Annotated in this window: 14 protein-coding genes; 4 read left to right on the plus strand and 10 right to left on the minus strand. The window is 74.5% G+C overall.

Going from position 1 to position 16,587, the window contains the following annotated elements:
* The first annotated feature begins 9 nt into the window (after positions 1 to 9).
* Positions 10 to 996 carry a methylmalonyl Co-A mutase-associated GTPase MeaB gene (gene meaB, locus ACZ6ZT_RS12675; protein ID WP_469718662.1) on the plus strand — a complete coding sequence of 329 codons (987 nt, stop codon included), beginning with the start codon at positions 10 to 12 and terminating at the stop codon, positions 994 to 996.
* 205 nt (positions 997 to 1,201) lie between these two features.
* Here the strand turns inward: meaB and ACZ6ZT_RS12680 are convergent, their stop codons facing one another.
* Positions 1,202 to 2,203 carry an asparaginase gene (locus ACZ6ZT_RS12680; RefSeq protein WP_469718664.1) on the minus strand — a complete coding sequence of 334 codons (1,002 nt, stop codon included), beginning with the start codon at positions 2,201 to 2,203 and terminating at the stop codon, positions 1,202 to 1,204.
* A 136-nt stretch (positions 2,204 to 2,339) separates the two neighbouring features.
* Between ACZ6ZT_RS12680 and ACZ6ZT_RS12685 the strand changes: the two genes are divergently transcribed.
* Both ACZ6ZT_RS12685 and ACZ6ZT_RS12690 read left to right on the plus strand, forming a co-directional pair.
* The gene (locus ACZ6ZT_RS12685; RefSeq protein ID WP_351815078.1) at positions 2,340 to 2,789 is read left to right on the plus strand and encodes an Lrp/AsnC family transcriptional regulator; all 450 of its coding nucleotides are present in this window, start codon (positions 2,340 to 2,342) and stop codon (positions 2,787 to 2,789) included.
* Positions 2,790 to 2,913: 124 nt separating this feature from the next.
* The gene (locus tag ACZ6ZT_RS12690; RefSeq protein WP_469718667.1) at positions 2,914 to 4,755 is read left to right on the plus strand and encodes an AfsR/SARP family transcriptional regulator; all 1,842 of its coding nucleotides are present in this window, start codon (positions 2,914 to 2,916) and stop codon (positions 4,753 to 4,755) included.
* Positions 4,756 to 4,776: 21 nt separating this feature from the next.
* Here ACZ6ZT_RS12690 and ACZ6ZT_RS12695 read toward each other — a convergent pair whose 3' ends face one another.
* Together ACZ6ZT_RS12695 and ACZ6ZT_RS12700 are read right to left on the minus strand one after the other, a co-directional pair.
* The gene (locus tag ACZ6ZT_RS12695; RefSeq protein WP_469718672.1) at positions 4,777 to 5,340 is read right to left on the minus strand and encodes a hypothetical protein; all 564 of its coding nucleotides are present in this window, start codon (positions 5,338 to 5,340) and stop codon (positions 4,777 to 4,779) included.
* 148 nt (positions 5,341 to 5,488) lie between these two features.
* Positions 5,489 to 6,319: a 4'-phosphopantetheinyl transferase family protein gene (locus tag ACZ6ZT_RS12700; protein WP_469718674.1), complete on the minus strand. Its 831-nt coding sequence runs from the start codon at positions 6,317 to 6,319 to the stop codon at positions 5,489 to 5,491.
* A 239-nt stretch (positions 6,320 to 6,558) separates the two neighbouring features.
* On the opposite strand from ACZ6ZT_RS12700, the gene ACZ6ZT_RS12705 reads away from it, so the two are divergent.
* A complete protein-coding gene (locus tag ACZ6ZT_RS12705; protein ID WP_469718676.1) occupies positions 6,559 to 7,566 on the plus strand; it encodes a TauD/TfdA family dioxygenase in 1,008 nt (335 codons plus the stop codon).
* 82 nt (positions 7,567 to 7,648) lie between these two features.
* On the opposite strand, the gene ACZ6ZT_RS12710 is transcribed toward ACZ6ZT_RS12705, so the two are convergent.
* The 7 genes from ACZ6ZT_RS12710 to ACZ6ZT_RS12740 all read right to left on the minus strand — a co-directional run bounded on the left by ACZ6ZT_RS12710 (position 7,649) and on the right by ACZ6ZT_RS12740 (position 16,557).
* Entirely contained in the window at positions 7,649 to 10,210 is a 2,562-nt protein-coding gene (locus ACZ6ZT_RS12710; protein WP_469718680.1) for an FtsX-like permease family protein, read from the minus strand.
* Entirely contained in the window at positions 10,210 to 10,989 is a 780-nt protein-coding gene (locus tag ACZ6ZT_RS12715) for an ABC transporter ATP-binding protein (RefSeq protein WP_469718682.1), read from the minus strand. Before ACZ6ZT_RS12715 ends, ACZ6ZT_RS12710 begins: the two co-directional genes overlap by 1 nt.
* A 199-nt stretch (positions 10,990 to 11,188) precedes the next feature.
* Positions 11,189 to 11,761 carry a hypothetical protein gene (locus ACZ6ZT_RS12720; RefSeq protein WP_469718684.1) on the minus strand — a complete coding sequence of 191 codons (573 nt, stop codon included), beginning with the start codon at positions 11,759 to 11,761 and terminating at the stop codon, positions 11,189 to 11,191.
* 432 nt (positions 11,762 to 12,193) lie between these two features.
* Entirely contained in the window at positions 12,194 to 13,018 is an 825-nt protein-coding gene (locus ACZ6ZT_RS12725; RefSeq protein ID WP_469718686.1) for a 4'-phosphopantetheinyl transferase family protein, read from the minus strand.
* 30 nt (positions 13,019 to 13,048) lie between these two features.
* Positions 13,049 to 14,443: an alkaline phosphatase family protein gene (locus tag ACZ6ZT_RS12730; RefSeq protein WP_469719067.1), complete on the minus strand. Its 1,395-nt coding sequence runs from the start codon at positions 14,441 to 14,443 to the stop codon at positions 13,049 to 13,051.
* Complete coding sequence (eboE, locus tag ACZ6ZT_RS12735) at positions 14,437 to 15,663, minus strand: metabolite traffic protein EboE (RefSeq protein WP_469718688.1); 1,227 nt, start codon at positions 15,661 to 15,663, stop codon at positions 14,437 to 14,439. Before eboE ends, ACZ6ZT_RS12730 begins: the two co-directional genes overlap by 7 nt.
* 21 nt (positions 15,664 to 15,684) lie before the next feature.
* The gene (locus tag ACZ6ZT_RS12740; RefSeq protein WP_469718689.1) at positions 15,685 to 16,557 is read right to left on the minus strand and encodes a TatD family hydrolase; all 873 of its coding nucleotides are present in this window, start codon (positions 16,555 to 16,557) and stop codon (positions 15,685 to 15,687) included.
* Between the last annotated feature and the right edge of the window lie 30 nt (positions 16,558 to 16,587).

A 16,587-nucleotide genomic window follows, 5' to 3' on the forward strand; every position in this document is an offset into this window, starting at 1 on the left:
GCCGCGCGGATGCCCCCGAAGATCGACATCGAGGTGTACGTGAAGGGTGTGCTCGACGGGAAGCGGGCGTACGTCGCCCGTGCGATCACCCTCGTCGAGTCCACCCGGGCGGACCACCGGGTCCTGGCCCAGCGGCTGCTGACCGAGCTCCTCCCGCACGCGGGCCGGGCGCGCCGGATCGGCATCAGCGGGGTGCCCGGGGTGGGCAAGTCCACCTTCATCGACGCGTTCGGCACGATGCTGACCGGGCTGGGTCACCGGGTGGCGGTGCTCGCCGTGGACCCGTCCTCGACCCGTACGGGCGGCTCCATCCTCGGCGACAAGACGCGGATGGAGCGGCTCGCCGTCGACCCGGCGGCCTTCGTACGGCCGTCCCCCTCGGCGGGGACGCTGGGCGGGGTGGCGCGGGCGACGCGCGAGTCGATGATCGTGATGGAGGCGGCCGGGTACGACGTGGTCCTCGTCGAGACGGTGGGCGTGGGCCAGTCGGAGACCACGGTGGCCGGGATGGTGGACTCGTTCCTGCTGCTGTCGCTGGCGCGTACGGGAGACCAGTTGCAGGGCATCAAGAAGGGCGTCCTGGAGCTGGCGGACGTGCTGGCGGTGAACAAGGCGGACGGTCCGCACGAGCGTGACGCGAAGGCGGCGGCGCGGGAGCTGGCGGGGGCGCTGCGGCTGATGCACCCGGCGGACGCGGCGTGGACGCCGCCGGTGCTGACGTGCAGTGCGCGGGAGTCGGCGGGGCTGGACGAGGTCTGGAACCGGCTGGAGCAGCACCGGGTGCTGCTGGAGGCGGGCGGCCGGCTGGCGGCGAAGCGGGCCGCGCAGCAGGTCGAGTGGACCTGGTCGATGGTCCGTGACGAGCTGCTGGAGCGGCTGCGGGCGGATCCCGCCGTGCGGGAGCTGGCGCCGGGGCTGGAGGCCGGGGTGCGGGCGGGTACCGTCACCGCCACGACGGCGGCGGACCGCCTCCTGGCGGCGTTCCGCCACGCCTGACGGCCCCGGCGGGGCCCCCCTCGGGGTGCGGCTGGCCCTCCGGGTCGGCAGGCGCTTCGGGTGCGGGTCCGCTGCCGGGGCTCCGCCCCGGACCCCGCGCCTCAAACGCCGGCGGGGCTGGAAATGCGCCCCGGCGCCTGATGTGCCCGGCGGGGCCACATGGCCTCGCCGGGCTAAGCGTGCCGGCGAGGGCCCCGGTGGTTCGTTACGCGTCGATCAGGCGCGAGCCCGCCGAGCCGAGCAGGTCGCGCAGGACGCGGGACTGTTCGGCCGGGGCCGGGGAGGCCAGGAGGGCGGAGAGGACCGCGATGCGCGCCTGGCCCGCGCGGAGGGTGCCGGTGGGGACGGCTCCGGCGGCGACGAGGTCGACGGCCCCGCCGTGCGTGTAGATCTCGGTGACGGGCCCGGCGGCGACCCGGGTGGTCAGCGCGACCAGCACCCCGCGGGCGATGGCGGCGCTCACCGCGTCCACGATCTCCGGGGTGGCGTTGCCGGCGCCGGTGCCGACGAGGACGATGCCCCGGGCGCCCGCCGCGACGGCGGCGTTCAGCAGGACCGGGTCCCCGTCGGCGTGGTGCATCACCATGTCCACGCGCGGCGGCAGCTCCGGCATCGCCGGCAGCGCGAGCGGGGCCGGGCGCACCGGCTCGCGCAGGACGGTGACCTTGCCGAAGCCGACCTTGCCGAGGAGTTCCCTGGAGGGGTCGGCGAACGCGTCCAGGGCCACGGCCTGGGTCTTGACGGTGCCGCGGGCGGCGTGGACCCGGCCCGCGAAGGCGATCAGGACGCCGAGGCCGCGGGTGGTGGCGGCGGTGAGGAGGGCGTCGTAGAGGTTGCCGGGACCGTCGCCCTCGGCGGAGCCCATGGGCAGCTGGGAGCCGGTGAAGACGACGCTGCGCGCGTCGTGGTGGTGCAGGTCGACGAGGAAGGCCGACTCCTCCAGGGTGTCGGTGCCGTGGGTGACGACGATGCCGTCCACGTCCGGGTCGGCGAGCACCTCGTGGACGGTGCGCAGGAGGGTGAGCTGGTGGGCGGTGGTGAGGCGGGGGCTGTTCACGCTGAACAGGTCGACGACCTCGACGCTGACGCCCTCGGGCAGCGGGGCGGTGGCCATGACCTCGCGGCCGTCGGCCTCGGCGGCGAAGCCGGAGCCCTTCCACCGGCTGGCTATGGTTCCGCCGGTGCTGATGACGACGATGCGTCCCATGGCCTGGCCGCCTTCCTCGATGTGCGTTCGCGTCTCGTACAGGTTTTCTGTAGACGGCAATGATAGTGAGATCTACGCGCAATGCGATTGCGTATTGAGGCCGATCGACTCGCATTCCTTGGGTGATAATTGCGTCATGGACGCCATCGACCACGAAATCTTGCGCGAGCTTCAACGCGACGGACGCCTCAGCAATCAGGAGCTGGCCCAGCGGGTCGGCCTGACCCCCTCCCCCTGTATGCGCCGCGTGCGCCAGTTGGAGCAGGACGGGGTGATCCAGGGCTACCGCGCGGTGATCGACCCCGAGGCGGTGGGGCGCGGTTTCGAGGTGCTGGTGTCCGTCGAGGTCCGCCGGGACCGGGAGGCCGTCGAGTCCTTCGAGGCCGCCCTCCAGGACATCCCCGACGTCATCGAGGCCTACCGGCTGTTCGGCAGCCCCGGCTGCCTGCTGCGCATCGCGGTGGCGGACCTGCGCGCGTACGAGCGGCTGTGGATCGAGCGGCTGACGGCCCTGTCCGGGGTCACCGAGGTCAACTCCCAGATCATCATGAAGCGCATCAAGGAGCCGACGGGCCTGCCCGTCTGACGGCGCGTCGGCAGCGGATATCACGGTGCCCGGGGAGCCCGGCGCGCGGCGATAACCCTCCAATAAGGCCCCCCACTAGCTTCTGGAATCCAGAACGGATGCTCACACCAGAAGGGGGTGCCGCATGGACTTCCGGCTGCTCGGGCCGATCGAGGCCAAACGGGGAGACGGCAGTGCGATTCCGCTCTCCGGATCCAAGGTCCATACGGTGCTGGCGGCGCTGCTGCTGTCCGAGGGACGCGTGGTCTCCGACGCCCGGCTCAGCGCGCTCCTGTGGGGGTGGGACCCGCCGGCCACGGCCAGCGCGCAGATCTACACGTACATGTCGAGGCTGCGCAAGCACCTCGGCTCCGAGATCGAGATCGTCCGGCGCCAGCCCGGCTACGTGCTGCGGGCGCCCGGGGCGTGGATCGACCTGACCGAGTTCGACCGGCTGGACCGGCTGGGCCGCGAGGCCCTCGCCGACCGCCGCTTCGAGGAGGCCGGCGCCTTGCTGCGCGAGGCCCTGGAGCTGTGGCGGGGCACTGCGCTGGCCAACGCGACCGAGCAGCTGATCGAGGCGGAACTGCCCCGGCTGGAAGAGGCGCGCATGATCGCGCTGGAGAGCCGGATCGAGGCCGACCTCGCCGTCCGCCGGCACGAGCAGGTCACCGCCGAGCTGACCGGGCTGGTCGCCGAGCACCCCGTACGGGAACGCCTGCGCGCCCAGCTGATGACGGCCCTGTACCGCTGCGGGCGGCAGGCCGACGCGCTGCACGCCTACTACGAGGGGCGGGCGGTCCTCGCCGACCAGCTGGGGGTGGACCCGGGCGAGGCGCTCGGCTCCACCTACCAGGCGGTGCTCGGCGGCGGCCTCGGCCTGGGCGCGTCCGGCCCGGACGCCGCGCGGGCCGCGGCCCCCGGCCCGGCGGTGGCGCTCGCCGCGCCCGGCCCGGTACGGACGGCTCCCGCGATGCTGCCGGCCCCGTACGGGGAGTTCACCGGGCGGCGCTCCGAACTGGCCGCGCTGCGCGGGCGGCTGCGCCGCGAGGACGGCCGCCCGCGCCGGCTGCTGATCACCGGCATGGCCGGGGTCGGCAAGACGGCGCTGGCCCTGCGGGCGGCCCAGGACTGCGCGGCGCACTTCCCCGACGGGCAGCTGTTCGTGGAGCTCCGCCACCCGGACGGAACCGCGAAGGAACCCGCCGAGGTGCTGGTGCGGCTGCTGCGGGCGCTCGGCGAGCCGGCTCCGGCCGCCGTGGGCGAGGACCTGGAGGAGCTGGTCCGGCTCTACCGGACCCGGACCTCGGGCGCCCGGCTGCTGCTGGTGCTGGACGGCGCCGTGGGCGACCGGCAGGTGGCCCCGCTGCTGCCGGGCGGTCCCGAGTCGGCGGTGCTGATCACCGCTCAGGCCCGGCTGGCCCGGGTCGCCGGGGCGGACACCACCGCGCTGGCCCCGGTCGACGACGAGGAGGGGCTGGAGCTGCTGGCGTCGCTGGTGGGCCGGGACCGGCTGGACGACGACCCGGACGCGGCCGACGACCTGGTGGCGTACTGCGCCGGGCTGCCGCTGGCCCTGCACGTGGCCGGGGCCCGGCTGGCGGCGCGCCCGCACTGGCCCCTGGCCCGGCTCGCGGCCCGGCTCGCGGATCCCGCGGGCCGGCTGGGGGAGCTGTCGTACGGGGACGTGAGCGTACGGGAAGCCCTGGTGCACGGCGTACGGCGGCTCGCGGAACCGGAGCTGGCCGTGCTGACCGGGCTGGCCGACGGGGACGCCGAGCCCTTCTGCTCCCAGTACGCGGCGCTGGTGCTGGGCACCGCGGAGGAGGAGACGGAGGCGGCGCTGGACGCCCTGGTGGACCTCGCCCTGCTCGAACTGTCCGGGCTGGACGCCCAGGGCAGGCCGCTGTACCGGTGGAACGACCTGGTCCGGCTGCTGGCGGCCTCCCTGACCACCCGTGACGCCTTCCCCTCCGCGGTGCGGTGAACGACGGCTACGCTGCGGCGCTCACCACGAGCCGTGGGAGCGCCCGGCGATGGCGCCGGCCGGCCGCAGGGCCGGCTCGATGGTCTCCCGTACGATCGCCCACACGTCGCCGACGACCCGCTCGCGCGGGGGCCGGGGCGAGCGGGACAGCGCGTCGGCGGCGATCGCCCAGGCCGACGCCACCGCGGCCGTCGCCCGCACCTCGGCCGACGGCTTCGCGGCCTTCGCCCGGGCCCGGCCGACGTCGATCCGGAACGCGAGTTCCGCCGCCTGGCCGAGCTGGACCTCGCGGATGGCGCGGGTGACCGGGAGCGCGAAGACGGCCGGCGAGAGCGGGTGCTCGTAGACCCGGCGGACCCAGGTGGAGAAGCGCAGCCGCTCCCGCTCCTCCCAGCCGCCGCGCGCGGCCGGGCCCGGGTCGTCCCGCTCCACGGCCTCGGCGATCGCGTCGAAGTACGCGGCGAGGTCCTGCGGGGTGAGGCCCAGCAGCTGCTCGGGGTGTTCGGGGGTGGGGGCCGCCTGGGCCGCCTGGAAGGCGTTCTCGGCGATGAGCTGTTCGACGGGGAAGAAGGACTCGACGGTCATGGCGCTGCGGCCTTTCGGTGAGGCGGTACCGGCCCGGGTGGGCGGGAGCCGGCGGGGCGGGGTGGGGTGGTGGGGCATGCGGTGGGGCTGCGGCGGGCGCGGGCGGTTGACGCGGCGGCCCCGCGTCCGGTGGGTGGCCGGGTCCGGCTCAGCGGTCCCCGAAGTGGTCCGCCCGGTGGTCCCCGGAGCGGTCCTCGTGCCGGTGGACCGGGCCGTGGGCGGCGGGGCCCGCCGGGCGGGCCAGGGCCACCGCGACGCCGTCCAGCAGCGGGAGGTCCTCGACCGTCCAGGCGGTGGTCCGGCCGCGGTGGGTGTGGGTGACCCGGACCGGGCCGCTCCGGGCCGGATGCGTTTCCAGCAGGCCCAGTTCGACGCCGGACAGACCGAGGCCGGTGGCCTTGACCACGGCCTCCTTGCGGGTCCAGACGCGGTAGAACGCCGCGTCCCGCTCCGGTCCGGGCGCCAGCGCGGCCAGGTGCGCCCGCTCGGCGGCGGTGAGGTCCGCGTCGGTGGTCGCCGACCCGCGGACCGGGCGCACGGCCTCGGCGTCCACGCCGATCGCCGTGCCCGCTCCGATCGCGAAGATCCCGCAGCCCGCCGTACGGGTCAGGCTGAGCGGGAGCCGCAGGTCCGGGACGACGAGCTTCGGCGGACCGTGGCTGGCGTCGCCGCAGCCGGGACACGGGTGCCGGCCCAGGGCGAGCTCGCGGGGGTCCAGCCCGAACAGTGCGCCGAGGGCGCGGCGGGTGGCGGCGCGGGAGCGGACGAAGGCGGCGGCGTCCCGTTCGGCCGGGAGCGACAGCGCCCGCCGGAACTCCTCCGTGTCGAGCAGCGGCAGATCCGCCGGATCGGTGCGCTCCGGAGTGCGCCACCACCAGACGTGCGCCTCGCCGCGGGCGCCGAGGGCGTCGGCCACGGACAGCGCCGCGCCACCGGCCGGGCCGGGGCCAGGGCCGGGGCCTTCCTCGTGTAATTCCATCAGGTCCTCCCTTCTACTCCCCCGTCGGATGGTGCGGGACGTGCGGCCGCCGTCCGGAATGCGCGAGGGATTTTCCCTGTGAAACCGTGGACAAAGCCGCCCCGTAACCATGCGGCGGGCGGCTATGGCCCGGCTATACCCATGTCCGCACGCCATTCCGGAGCATTTTCCATAGGAATGGAATAGGACGGGTCCGGAAACTGACTCGGGTCACCGTTCATCAACCCGAGGACTTCTTCATGCCACGGACCCAGGAACACACCTTGACGCTGCCGCAGACCACCACGGCGCCGGACGCGATCGTGCTGACCGACACCGAACGCGCCGAACTGGTCGCCCTCGCCACCGGCGTCCTGCGCTCCACCCCGGCCCTGATCGACGATCCGGCCTGGCTGGACACGGTGCGGGACGCCTCGGCGGCGCTGCCGCGGTCGGTGCTCGCCGCGTTGCGCCGGTTCCGGCACGACGCCGGCCCGGACGGGGTGCTGCTGCTGCGCAACATGCCGGTGGTGGCGGACAACCCGCTACCCGAGACGCCGACCGTTCCCGGTTCGGTGGAACGGGTGCCGGCCGTGGCGTCCGTCCTGGTCACGGCCGCGATGATCCAGCTCGGCGAGGTCATCGCCTATCGCAGCGAGAAGACCGGGGCATTGGTCCAGAACGTCGTCCCGGTCCCGGGGAGCGAGAGTTCCCAGAGCAACGCGGGTTCCGTCCTGCTGGAACTCCACGTCGAGAACGCTTTCCACGACAACAAGCCCGATTACGTCGGCCTGCTCTGTGTGCGCGAGGATCCGACGGGCGATGCGAAGCTGTGCACGTCCTCGGTCCGGCGGGCCCTTCCGCTGCTTTCGGCTGAGACGGTTTCCGTTCTGGCCGCGCCGCGATTCCTCACCGAGCCGCCGCCGTCCTTCGGCGACCTGAATTCCGTCACCCCCGCGCACCCGCTGCTCGTCGGGGACCCCCGGGACCCGAACGTCCTGGTGGACTTCGCGGCGACCCATCCGCTGGACGACGAGGCCAAGGCCGCCATGGGCGCACTGCGCGAGGCGCTCATGCGGACCATGTCGGCGCTGGCCCTGCGGGTCGGGGACCTCGCGGTGGTCGACAACCGGCTCGCGGTGCACGGCCGCACCTCCTTCACCCCTCGTTACGACGGCCAGGACCGCTGGCTGCACCGGGTGTACGCGCACCTGGACCACCGACGCAGCCGGGTCGACCGCAAGGGTGGCGGTGCGGTGCTCAACTGACGTGGCCCGCGCAGCGGTCCACGCGCCGACGGCCGGAGGGCCGGCCCCCGCAAGGGGCCGGCCCTCCGGCCGTCGGTGGTTCCTACTGCCGCGAGCCGATGACGTCCGCGGGGCGGCCGGTCAGGGCCAGGCGGCCCGGGACCAGCGTGGCCAGGGCCGTCAGCAGCGCCGCGAAGCCGAGGACGCCCAGGTACATCCAGCCGTCGATGGACGGCGAGGCGGAGCCGGTCATCCCGACGCTGAAGGCGGTCAGGACCGCGAAGGCGATCCCGGTGCCCAGCACCGAGGAGATCACGATCACCAGGGCCGCCTCGATCCGCAGCATGCGCATCACCTGGCGCCGGGTGGTGCCGACGAGCTGGAGCAGCGCGAACTCGCGGGTGCGGTCGGACACCGACATGGCCAGGGTGTTGACCACGGCGATGGCGGTGAAGGCGATGATCAGACCCATCGCGACGTAGTTCACCTCGGCGTTGGACTGCTGGACCTCGGCCTGGAGGTCCTCGACCTGGTCGCGGTCGAGGACGCCGACGCCGGGCAGGCCGCCGAGCGCCTTTTGCAGGTCGGCGCGGCCGGGGGCGCCCGTCCCGGCGGTCTTCACCAGCAGCGAGGAGGCCAGCGGGTTGTCGACGTGCCGGGAGACCAGCTCGTGGGACATGGTCAGGTCGCCGAAGCCGAGGCCGCGTTCGTAGACGGCGGCGACGGTCAGTTCGGTCTCGGTGCCGTCGCCGAGGGTCAGCTTCAGGGTGTCGCCGGGCTTCTTGCCCAGGTTGTCGGCGGCGACGTCACTGAGCGCGACGCTGCGGGCGCCGAACCCGTCGAGGCTGCCGGCGCTGACGTCCGGGTCCCAGGTGCTGGTCAGCCCCTCGGTGGAGACGCCCTGGGCCGGGTACTTCTCCAGGCCCACGCGCACGGAGGTGCGTACGACCTCGGTCACCGCCGTCACGCCCGGGACGCGGCGCAGGTTCCCGGCGGCCTGGGCGGGCACGCCGGGGCCGGCCGAACCGACGACCCAGTCGGCCTTGTTGCCGGCCTGGGCCTGGGCGGTGGCCGCGGCGCCCATGGTGGTCTGGACGAAGAAGACCGTGCAGGCCATGCCGATCAGCAGGGCGAGCGGGGTGACCGCCGCGGCGACCCGCTTGGTGTTGGCGCGGGAGTTGGCCGTGGCGAGGTACCCGCCGACGCGGGAGGCGCGCAGCGGGACGCCGAGGACGGCGATCGCGATCCGGGCGACCAGCGGGCCGAGCAGGGAGACCGCCACCGACAGCACGACGACCGACAGGAACGTGACCGGGGTGGAGGCGGGTTCGCTGCGCAGCGCGGCGAGGACCACCAGCAGGACGATGCCGCCGGCCAGGAAGGCGAGGCCGGCGCCGAGCCGTCCCCAGGCGACGCCCCGCTGCTCCATGGCCGCTTCGGACAGGGCCTCGGCGGGCCGGATGCGGGCGGTGCGGCGGGCGGAGATCCGGGCGGCGGCCCAGGCGCCGAGCAGGGCGGCGCCGACGGCCGCGAAGAACGGGAAGACACTGAAGGTGACTTCGAGGGTGTCGGGGATCGCCTTGAAGCCGACGAACTTGCCGTGCAGCCAGTAGGCGATGGGCAGGCCCGTGACGGAGCCGAGCACACCGGCGAAGAAGCCGACGATCAGCGCCTCGCGCCCGATGAGCTGGCGGATCTGCTTGGGCGTCGCCGCGATGGCGCGCAGCAGGGCGAGTTCGCGGTAGCGCTGCTGGATGGAGAGGGCGAAGGTGCCGACGACCACGAGGATCGCGACGAGCAGCGAGGTGCCGCCGATCGCGCCGCCCATGGAGACCAGCTTGATCCGGGCCTTGGCGGCATCCAGGAACTCGACGGGGCCGCGCTCGCCGCCGGTGACGACCTGGGCGGAGGTGCCGTCGAGGGCCTCCTTGACCTGGGCGGCCAGCTCGGAGGTGGACACGCCGTCCTTGGGCAGCACGCCGACGACGGCGACCTGTCCTTCCCGGCCGGACAGCCGCTGGGCTTCCGCGTCGGAGAAGAACAGGGAGGTCTGCTGCTTGAGGTCGCCGCCCGCGGGGGCCGCGATGCCGGTGATCCGGTAGGTGCGCGGGGAGCCGGTGGCCTGGACGGTCAGCTCGGTGCCCGGCTTCAGCCCGGCCCGGCGGGCCAGTTCGCGGTCGACGACGACCTCGTCGGCGCCGACGGGGGCGGCGCCCTCGGCCAGGGTGAAGGGGGTCAGGGCCGCGGAGGTCCAGGCGTGCCCGTACGAGGGCTTGCCGTCGACGCCCGGGACGACCTGTCCCTTGGGGGTGACCGCGTAGGCCGGGAAGGTGATCTCGGGCAGCGCGGTGCGGACGCCGGGCAGGGAGGCGACCTTGGTGGCGGTGTCGGCGGGCAGCCAGACGCGCTCGCCGAGCGGCTTCTCCTTCGACTTGGTCTTGGTCTTGTCGCCCTTCTGCTTGACGGTGACCTGGTGGACGTTCTGGTCGCCGCCGACGATCACGGGGGCGCCGGCGTAGCGCTCGGTGCCGATCGTGCCCCGCAGGCCGGTCTCCAGGAGGATGCCGCAGGCGGTGACGAGGGCGGCCGCGCAGAAGAGGGCGAGGAACGCCCCGATGAAGCCGCCCTTGCGGGCGCGCAGGGTCTGCAAGGCATATCGCAGCATCAGGCCCACGCTCCCAGGTGGGTCATGCGGTCGGCGACACGGTCGGCGGTGGGGGCCTGCATGCGGTCGGCGATCCGGCCGTCGGCGAGGAAGAGGACGGTGTCGGCGTAGGAGGCGGCGACCGGGTCGTGGGTGACCATGACCACGGTCTGGCCGGTCTCGTCGACGCAGGAACGCAGCAGGGAGAGGATCTCCTTGGCGGTCACGGTGTCGAGGGCGCCGGTGGGCTCGTCGCCGAAGATGACGTCGGGGCGGGTGATCAGGGCGCGGGCGATCGCCACGCGCTGCTGCTGGCCGCCGGAGAGTTCGGCCGGGCGGTGGGTGGCGCGGCCGCCCAGGCCCACGCGCGTGAGGATCTCCTCCAGCCAGCCGGAGTCGAGGCGCTCGCCGGCCAGGCGCAGCGGCAGCTCGACGTTCTGGCGGACCGACAGGGCCGGGATGAGGTTGAACGCCTGGAAGACGAAGCCGATGCGCTCGCGGCGCAGCTTCGTCAGCTGGGTCTCGTTCATGCCGCCCAGTTCGGTGTCCCCGATGTAGGCGGAGCCGCTCGACGGCTTGTCGAGGCCCGCCGCGCAGTGCAGGAAGGTCGACTTTCCGGAACCGGAGGGTCCCATGACGGCCGTGAACGAACCGCGCTCGATGCCGACCGACACCCCGTCCAGGGCGCGCACGCCGCGGCCGGCCTTTCCGTATTCCTTCACGACGCCGTCCAGGCGCAGCGCGAACCCCGGGGACCCGGCGCCGTTCTGCCCGCGGAGCCTGTTCGTCTCGGTCCTCATGCGCGACCAGTCCTTCCACAGCTTTTGAGAGGGGGGTGTCAGCAGCCTCATCCGCGCGAAGCCGGCGGATGCAACGCGACCGATCCTGGACGGCGGTCCTATATTCCCTCTACTCGGAAAGCCCCGGGGTACGCGTTTCCGGCCGGAGGCGGGCGCCTACGGCCGGAAACGTACGTACGGGGCCGGCCGGTCGGCCGTCTCAGCGGCGGCGGCCCCGGCGCCGGCGGTGGACGAGGGCCGCGGCGGTGGCGGCGAAGCAGAGGCCGTAGCCGACGATCACCCAGGGGGCGGGGGTGCGGCCGGCGCCGAGGCCGTGGACGATCCCGGCGGCCCAGCCGGCGTATGCCAGGCCGTGGAGGAAGCGGAAGGGGCGGATCCAGCGGCGGGTGGCGAAGACGCCGCGCCACAGGCCGGTGATCAGCGCGAGGACGAAGAGCTGGGCGGCCAGCGAACCGAGGTCGACCAGGAGGTCGCCGCTGCCGAGGAGGGCGTCGCTCGCGGCGATCCGCTCCCCGGCGACCTTCACGCCGATGTGGACGAGGAGGAAGCCGACGCCGGCCAGGCCCGCGGCGCGGTGCATGTGCTGGGCGAGTCGGCGCAGGGCGGGGGAGAGCACGTCGCGGAAGACGGAGGCGACGCCGAGCATGACGGAGACGGAGAGCGAGACCAGCGCGATGACCCCGGCCATGCGGTCCAGGAACTCCTGGAGGGCGCCGCCCGCGAGGGCCCCGGCGGCGAGCAGCAGCCCGACCCCGAGCAGCCCGAGGGTCACGCCACGGGCCCCGGGGGCGGGCGTGTGCGGGGGCCCTGGCCGGGCGGGTACGGGGACACCGGGCGCGGGCGCACCGGCCCCGGCGGGGGCGGACGACCCTGCGGGCGCGGGCGACCCTGCGGGGGCTGGGGACGCGGCGGGGGCTGGGGACGCGGCGGGGGCTGGGGCGCTGGCTACGGCGGCGGCGGGCGCCCCAGCGCCGGTGGCGGCGGGGGCGCACCGAGTGGCGGGCGCGGGCAGGGTGGCGGGCGCGGGCAGGGTGGCGGTCGTGGCTCGGGGGGCGGGTGACGGGGGCGGAGGGGGCGCCGTCGTGGGAGTGGGGGCCGGTGCGGTGGGTGCGGTGCGGAGGGTGGGCATCGGGGGCTCCGGGGAGGTCGGTTCTCCGTACGGGTGGGGCGCGCCCGGCCCCGGGGCGGGGGCCGGGCGGGCGGTTCACGCGGGGCCGTGGCGGTGGACCTCGCCCAGCGGGGAGCCGTCGACGGGGCGGGCCAGCGAGGCCGACCAGTTGCCGTCGAGGTCGAGGTCGTCGATCTGCCACCAGCTGCCGCCCTCGCCCTGGTGCCCGTGTTCCACGGCGAGCGGGCCGGGCGTGCCGGGCCGGACGTCCAGGGCGTTCAGGTCGATGCCGAGCAGCCCCAGTCCGACCCCCTTGAGCACGGCCTCCTTACGGGTCCACACCCGGTGGAAGGCGGCGGTCCGCTCGGGCCCGGCGGGCAGCGACAGGATGTACGCGTGCTCGGCGGGCGCGAGCACCACCCCGGCGAGGGACCCCGACGCGACGGGCCGCAGCGCCTCGATGTCCACGCCGATCCAGTCACCGGCGTGCAGCGCCAGCACCCCGCAGCCGCTCGTCCGGGTCAGGCTCAGCGCGAGCCCCACGGCGGGACTGGCCACCGCCGGCGGGCCGTGCTCCAGGTCGCCGCAGCCGGGGCAGACCCGGCGGCCGAGGGCCACCGTACGGGCGTCCACGCCGAGCAGTTCGCCGATGGCGCGGCGGGCCCCGGCGCGGGTCCGGGTGAACGCGGCGGCGTCCCGTTCGTGCCGGAAGCGCCGGGCGCGGACCTGCTCGACCTCGTCCAGCAGGTCGAAGTCGGCCTGGTCGACGTGGTCCCCGAGCAGCCACCACCAGACGTGGGCCTCCCCCGTGGCCTTCAGCCCGGCCGCCTCCCGTGCGGCCGATCCGGGCACGGGCAGGACGCCCGTCCCGTGGGTGTGGTCGATGGGGCCGCGGACGGCGGCCAGGGTCTGGCTGGTCATCGGATCCTCCTCTCCCCCTTGAGGGCGTTGTCAGGTCAGTCCACCCAGGCGCAGGAGCAGGTCCTTCACCTCGGTGGCGTGGTAGCGGGCGCGCTCCTGGGACGGGTCCGAGCAGAGCAGCAGCGGCCCGTCCCGGTCGTCCCCGGGCAGCCGTCCGTGGCTGCCCCGGACGCATCCCGGGTCGAGCGGCACCACCTGGAGGGGGGCGCGCAGGCCCGCCTTCTTCTTCAGCACCGCCAGGACCGCCTTCGCCTTGGCCGCCGGATCGGCGGGATCGAAGAACAGCTCGGCCGGGTCGTAGCCGGGCTTGCGGTGGATCTCGACGCCGCGCGCGAAGTCGGGGGCACGCTGGTCGTCGAGCCAGTAGTAGTACGTGAACCAGGCGTCGGGCTCCGAGACGGCCACCAGCTCGCCGGCGTTCGGGTGGTCGATGCCGTAGTCGGCCTGCTGGGTGCGGTCCCAGACCTCGTCGACCCCGTCCAGGGACTTCAGTACGTCGCGCACCCGCGGGATGTCCGTGGGGTCGGCGACGTACACGTGGGCGGCCTGGTGGTCGGCGACGGCGAACGCGCGGGAGGTGTGCGGGTCGAGGTACTCCATCCCGCGCTGGGCGTAGACGGACAGCAGGCCCTCGCGGCGCAGCGCGCGGTTGATGTCCACGGGCCGGCTGACGGGCGAGATGCCGTACTCGCTGAGCGCGACGACGGTGGTGCCGCGGGCGCGGAGGTCGTCGAGGAGCGGGCCGAGCGCGGCGTCGGCCTCGCGGGCGGCGCGGACCGCCTCGGGCGAGTCGGGGCCGAAGCGCTGGAGGTCGTAGTCGAGGTGCGGGACGTAGATGAAGGACAGGTCGGGGTCGCGGGTGTCCGCCACGTGCCGGGCGGCGCCGGCGATCCACCGGGTGGAGGCGAGGGAGGCGGTCGGGCCCCAGTAGTTGAAGAGCGGGAACTCGCCTTGTGTGGCCGTCAGTTCGTCGCGCAGGTTGGCCGGGACGGTGTAGCAGTCGGGGGCCTTGCGGCCGTCGTAGTGGTAGACGGGGCGCGGGGTCAGGACGGTGTCGACGTCGGCGCCCATCGCCCACCACCAGCACAGATAGGCGGTGGTGTGGTCCGGGTCGCGGCGCCGGGCGGCCTGCCAGACCTTCTCGCCGCCGACCAGGGCGTTGTGCTGGCGCCACATCATCACTTCGCCGTGGTCGCGGAAGTACCAGCCGTTGCCGACGGCGCCGTGCTCGCGCGGCAGGGTGCCGGTGGTGAGGGTGGCCTGGACGGTGGCGGTGACGGCGGGGAAGACGGTGTCGAGGGGCGCCGCGAAGCCCTGCTCGCCGATGGCCCGTACGTTCGGCATGTGCGGCAGCAGCCGGGGCGTGAGGCCGACCGTGCACAGGACGGCGGTCTTGCGCCGGGCGGCGGGGGTCGGGGTCACGATCCGGGCTCCTTCTGCGCGAGGCGGTCGCCGGGGGCGCGGGAGGCTCCCGGGACGAGGGGGGTCAGGCCGAGCGCGGTCAGCTCCCGCGCGGTCCAGCGGAGTTCGGCGGCGATGCCCCGGGCCAGCCCGGCGTCGCCCACCGGCCGGCTGGCCTCGGGCAGGACGGACCAGGTGTACGTCTCCACCTCGACGTGATCGGTGACGGCGTGGTCCCCGCCGAACAGCGTCCGCAGGGTCTCGCGGAGCACCGGGCCGGTGGAGGCGAGCGGCGGGGCCGGCTCCTGGTGCAACGGCACGTGGTAGTGGATCCGCCACGGGGCCTCCCCGGGCAGGGCTCCGGCGAGGGCGGGCCCGAGGTCGTCGGAGCCGAGCAGCGGTGTGCCGGGGCGTCCGGGTTCGCGGGTCTGGTGCAGGAAGCGGGGTTCCGCGAAGGCCGCGAGCGCTTCGCGGACCAGCGGGTCTGCGGGATCGGCGGCCTCCAGGGCGCTGGACGCCTGGACCTTGACGACCTGGAGCCCGGCGGTGAGGAGTTCGGCGACGGCGGTGTCCGGGTCCTCGTGGGCGACCGCGAGGTGGCAGGCGTCCAGGCACAGGCCGATCCAGTCGTGGTCGACGCCCTTGAGCGCCTCGACGGCCTGCGCGGTGGTCTCGGCGACGCAGCCCGGCTCGGGCTCGACGGCGACGCGTACGGTCCGGCCGGTCTCCGCCTCGACGCGGCGCAGTCCGGCGGCGAGCGTGTCGAGCTGACGGGAAGCGGCGGCCCGCTGGGTCCGCGACCAGGCGGTGCGCCAGGCCAGCGGCAGGGTGGAGACCGAGCCGCGCTCGGCGTCGTCGGGCAGCAGCCCGGCGAGGACGCGGGCCAGGTTCAGGGTGTAGTCCAGCCGGGCGGGCTCGGACCAGTCCGGGTAGTAGACGGCCCGCTTGACGACGGGGGCGTGGAAGCCCTTGTACGGGAACCCGTTGAGGGTGACGGTCTCCAGTCCGCGGGCGGTGAGCTCGCGCCGCAGCCGGGCCACGGCGGCCGGGTCGGCGGCGAGGGCCGCCGCCGCGTCGACGGGCAGCCACAGGCCGAGGCCGATGACGGACTCCCCGGTGGCCCGGCGGACCGGTTCGGCGTAGGCGGCGAGCTGGGCGGTGATCCCGTCGAGGGTTTCGGCGGGGTGCACGTTGGTGCAGTAGGAGAGGTGGACGGAGGTGCCGTCCCGGTGACGGAAGCGCATCAGGCGGTCCCTCTTTCCCGATCAGTTTCCGCCGCGGGCGATGGAGTTCCCGGCGTACAGTCCCGCGGCCTGCTCGTCGCGCGGTTCGAAGGTCGCCGTGCCGTCGAGGCCCAGGCGGCCGGACTGGGCGTAGAAGGCGACCGGGTTGCGCCACAGCACGCGGTCGACGTCGTCCTCGTCGAAGCCGGCGGCGAGCATGGCCTCGCCGGTGGCGCGGGTGAGCAGCGGGTCGCTGTGGCCCCAGTCGGCGGCCGAGTTGACGAGGATCCGTTCGGTGCCGTGTTCCTTGAGGATGGCGACCATCCGCTCCGGGGTCATCTTGGTGTCGGGGTAGATGGAGAAGCCCATCCAGCAGCCGGAGTCGCGGACCTCGCGGACCGTGACCTCGTTGAGGTGGTCGAGGACGACGAAGCCGGCGTCGATGCCGGATTCGCGGATCACGGCCAGGGAGCGTTCGGTGCCGCCCGCCTTGTCGCGGTGCGGGGTGTGGACGAGCGCGGGCAGGGCGAACTCGACGGCGAGGGAGAGCTGGACGGCGAAGGCGTGGTCCTCGGCCTCGGTGACCGTGTCGTAGCCGATCTCGCCGACGGCGACGACCCCGTCCTTGGCGAGGTAGCGGGGCAGCAGGTCCAGGACGGGAGTGCAGCGCGGGTCGTTCGCCTCCTTGGGGTTGAGGCCGATGGTGCAGTGGTGGCTGATGCCGAACTGCGCGGCCCGGTACGGCTCCCAGCCCAGCAGCGCGTCGAAGTAGTCGGTGAAGCTGGCCGGGGAGGTGCGCGGCTGCCCAAGCCAGAACGCGGGCTCGACCAGCGCGCGGACGCCGGCGGCGTGCATCGCTCGGTAGTCGTCCGTGGTGCGGGACGTCATGTGGATGTGCGGGTCGAAGATGCGCATGGTCGGGCTCCGGTCGGGGTGGGTGGTGGC

It is taken from the genome of Streptomyces sp. NPDC102258, assembly GCF_055584685.1.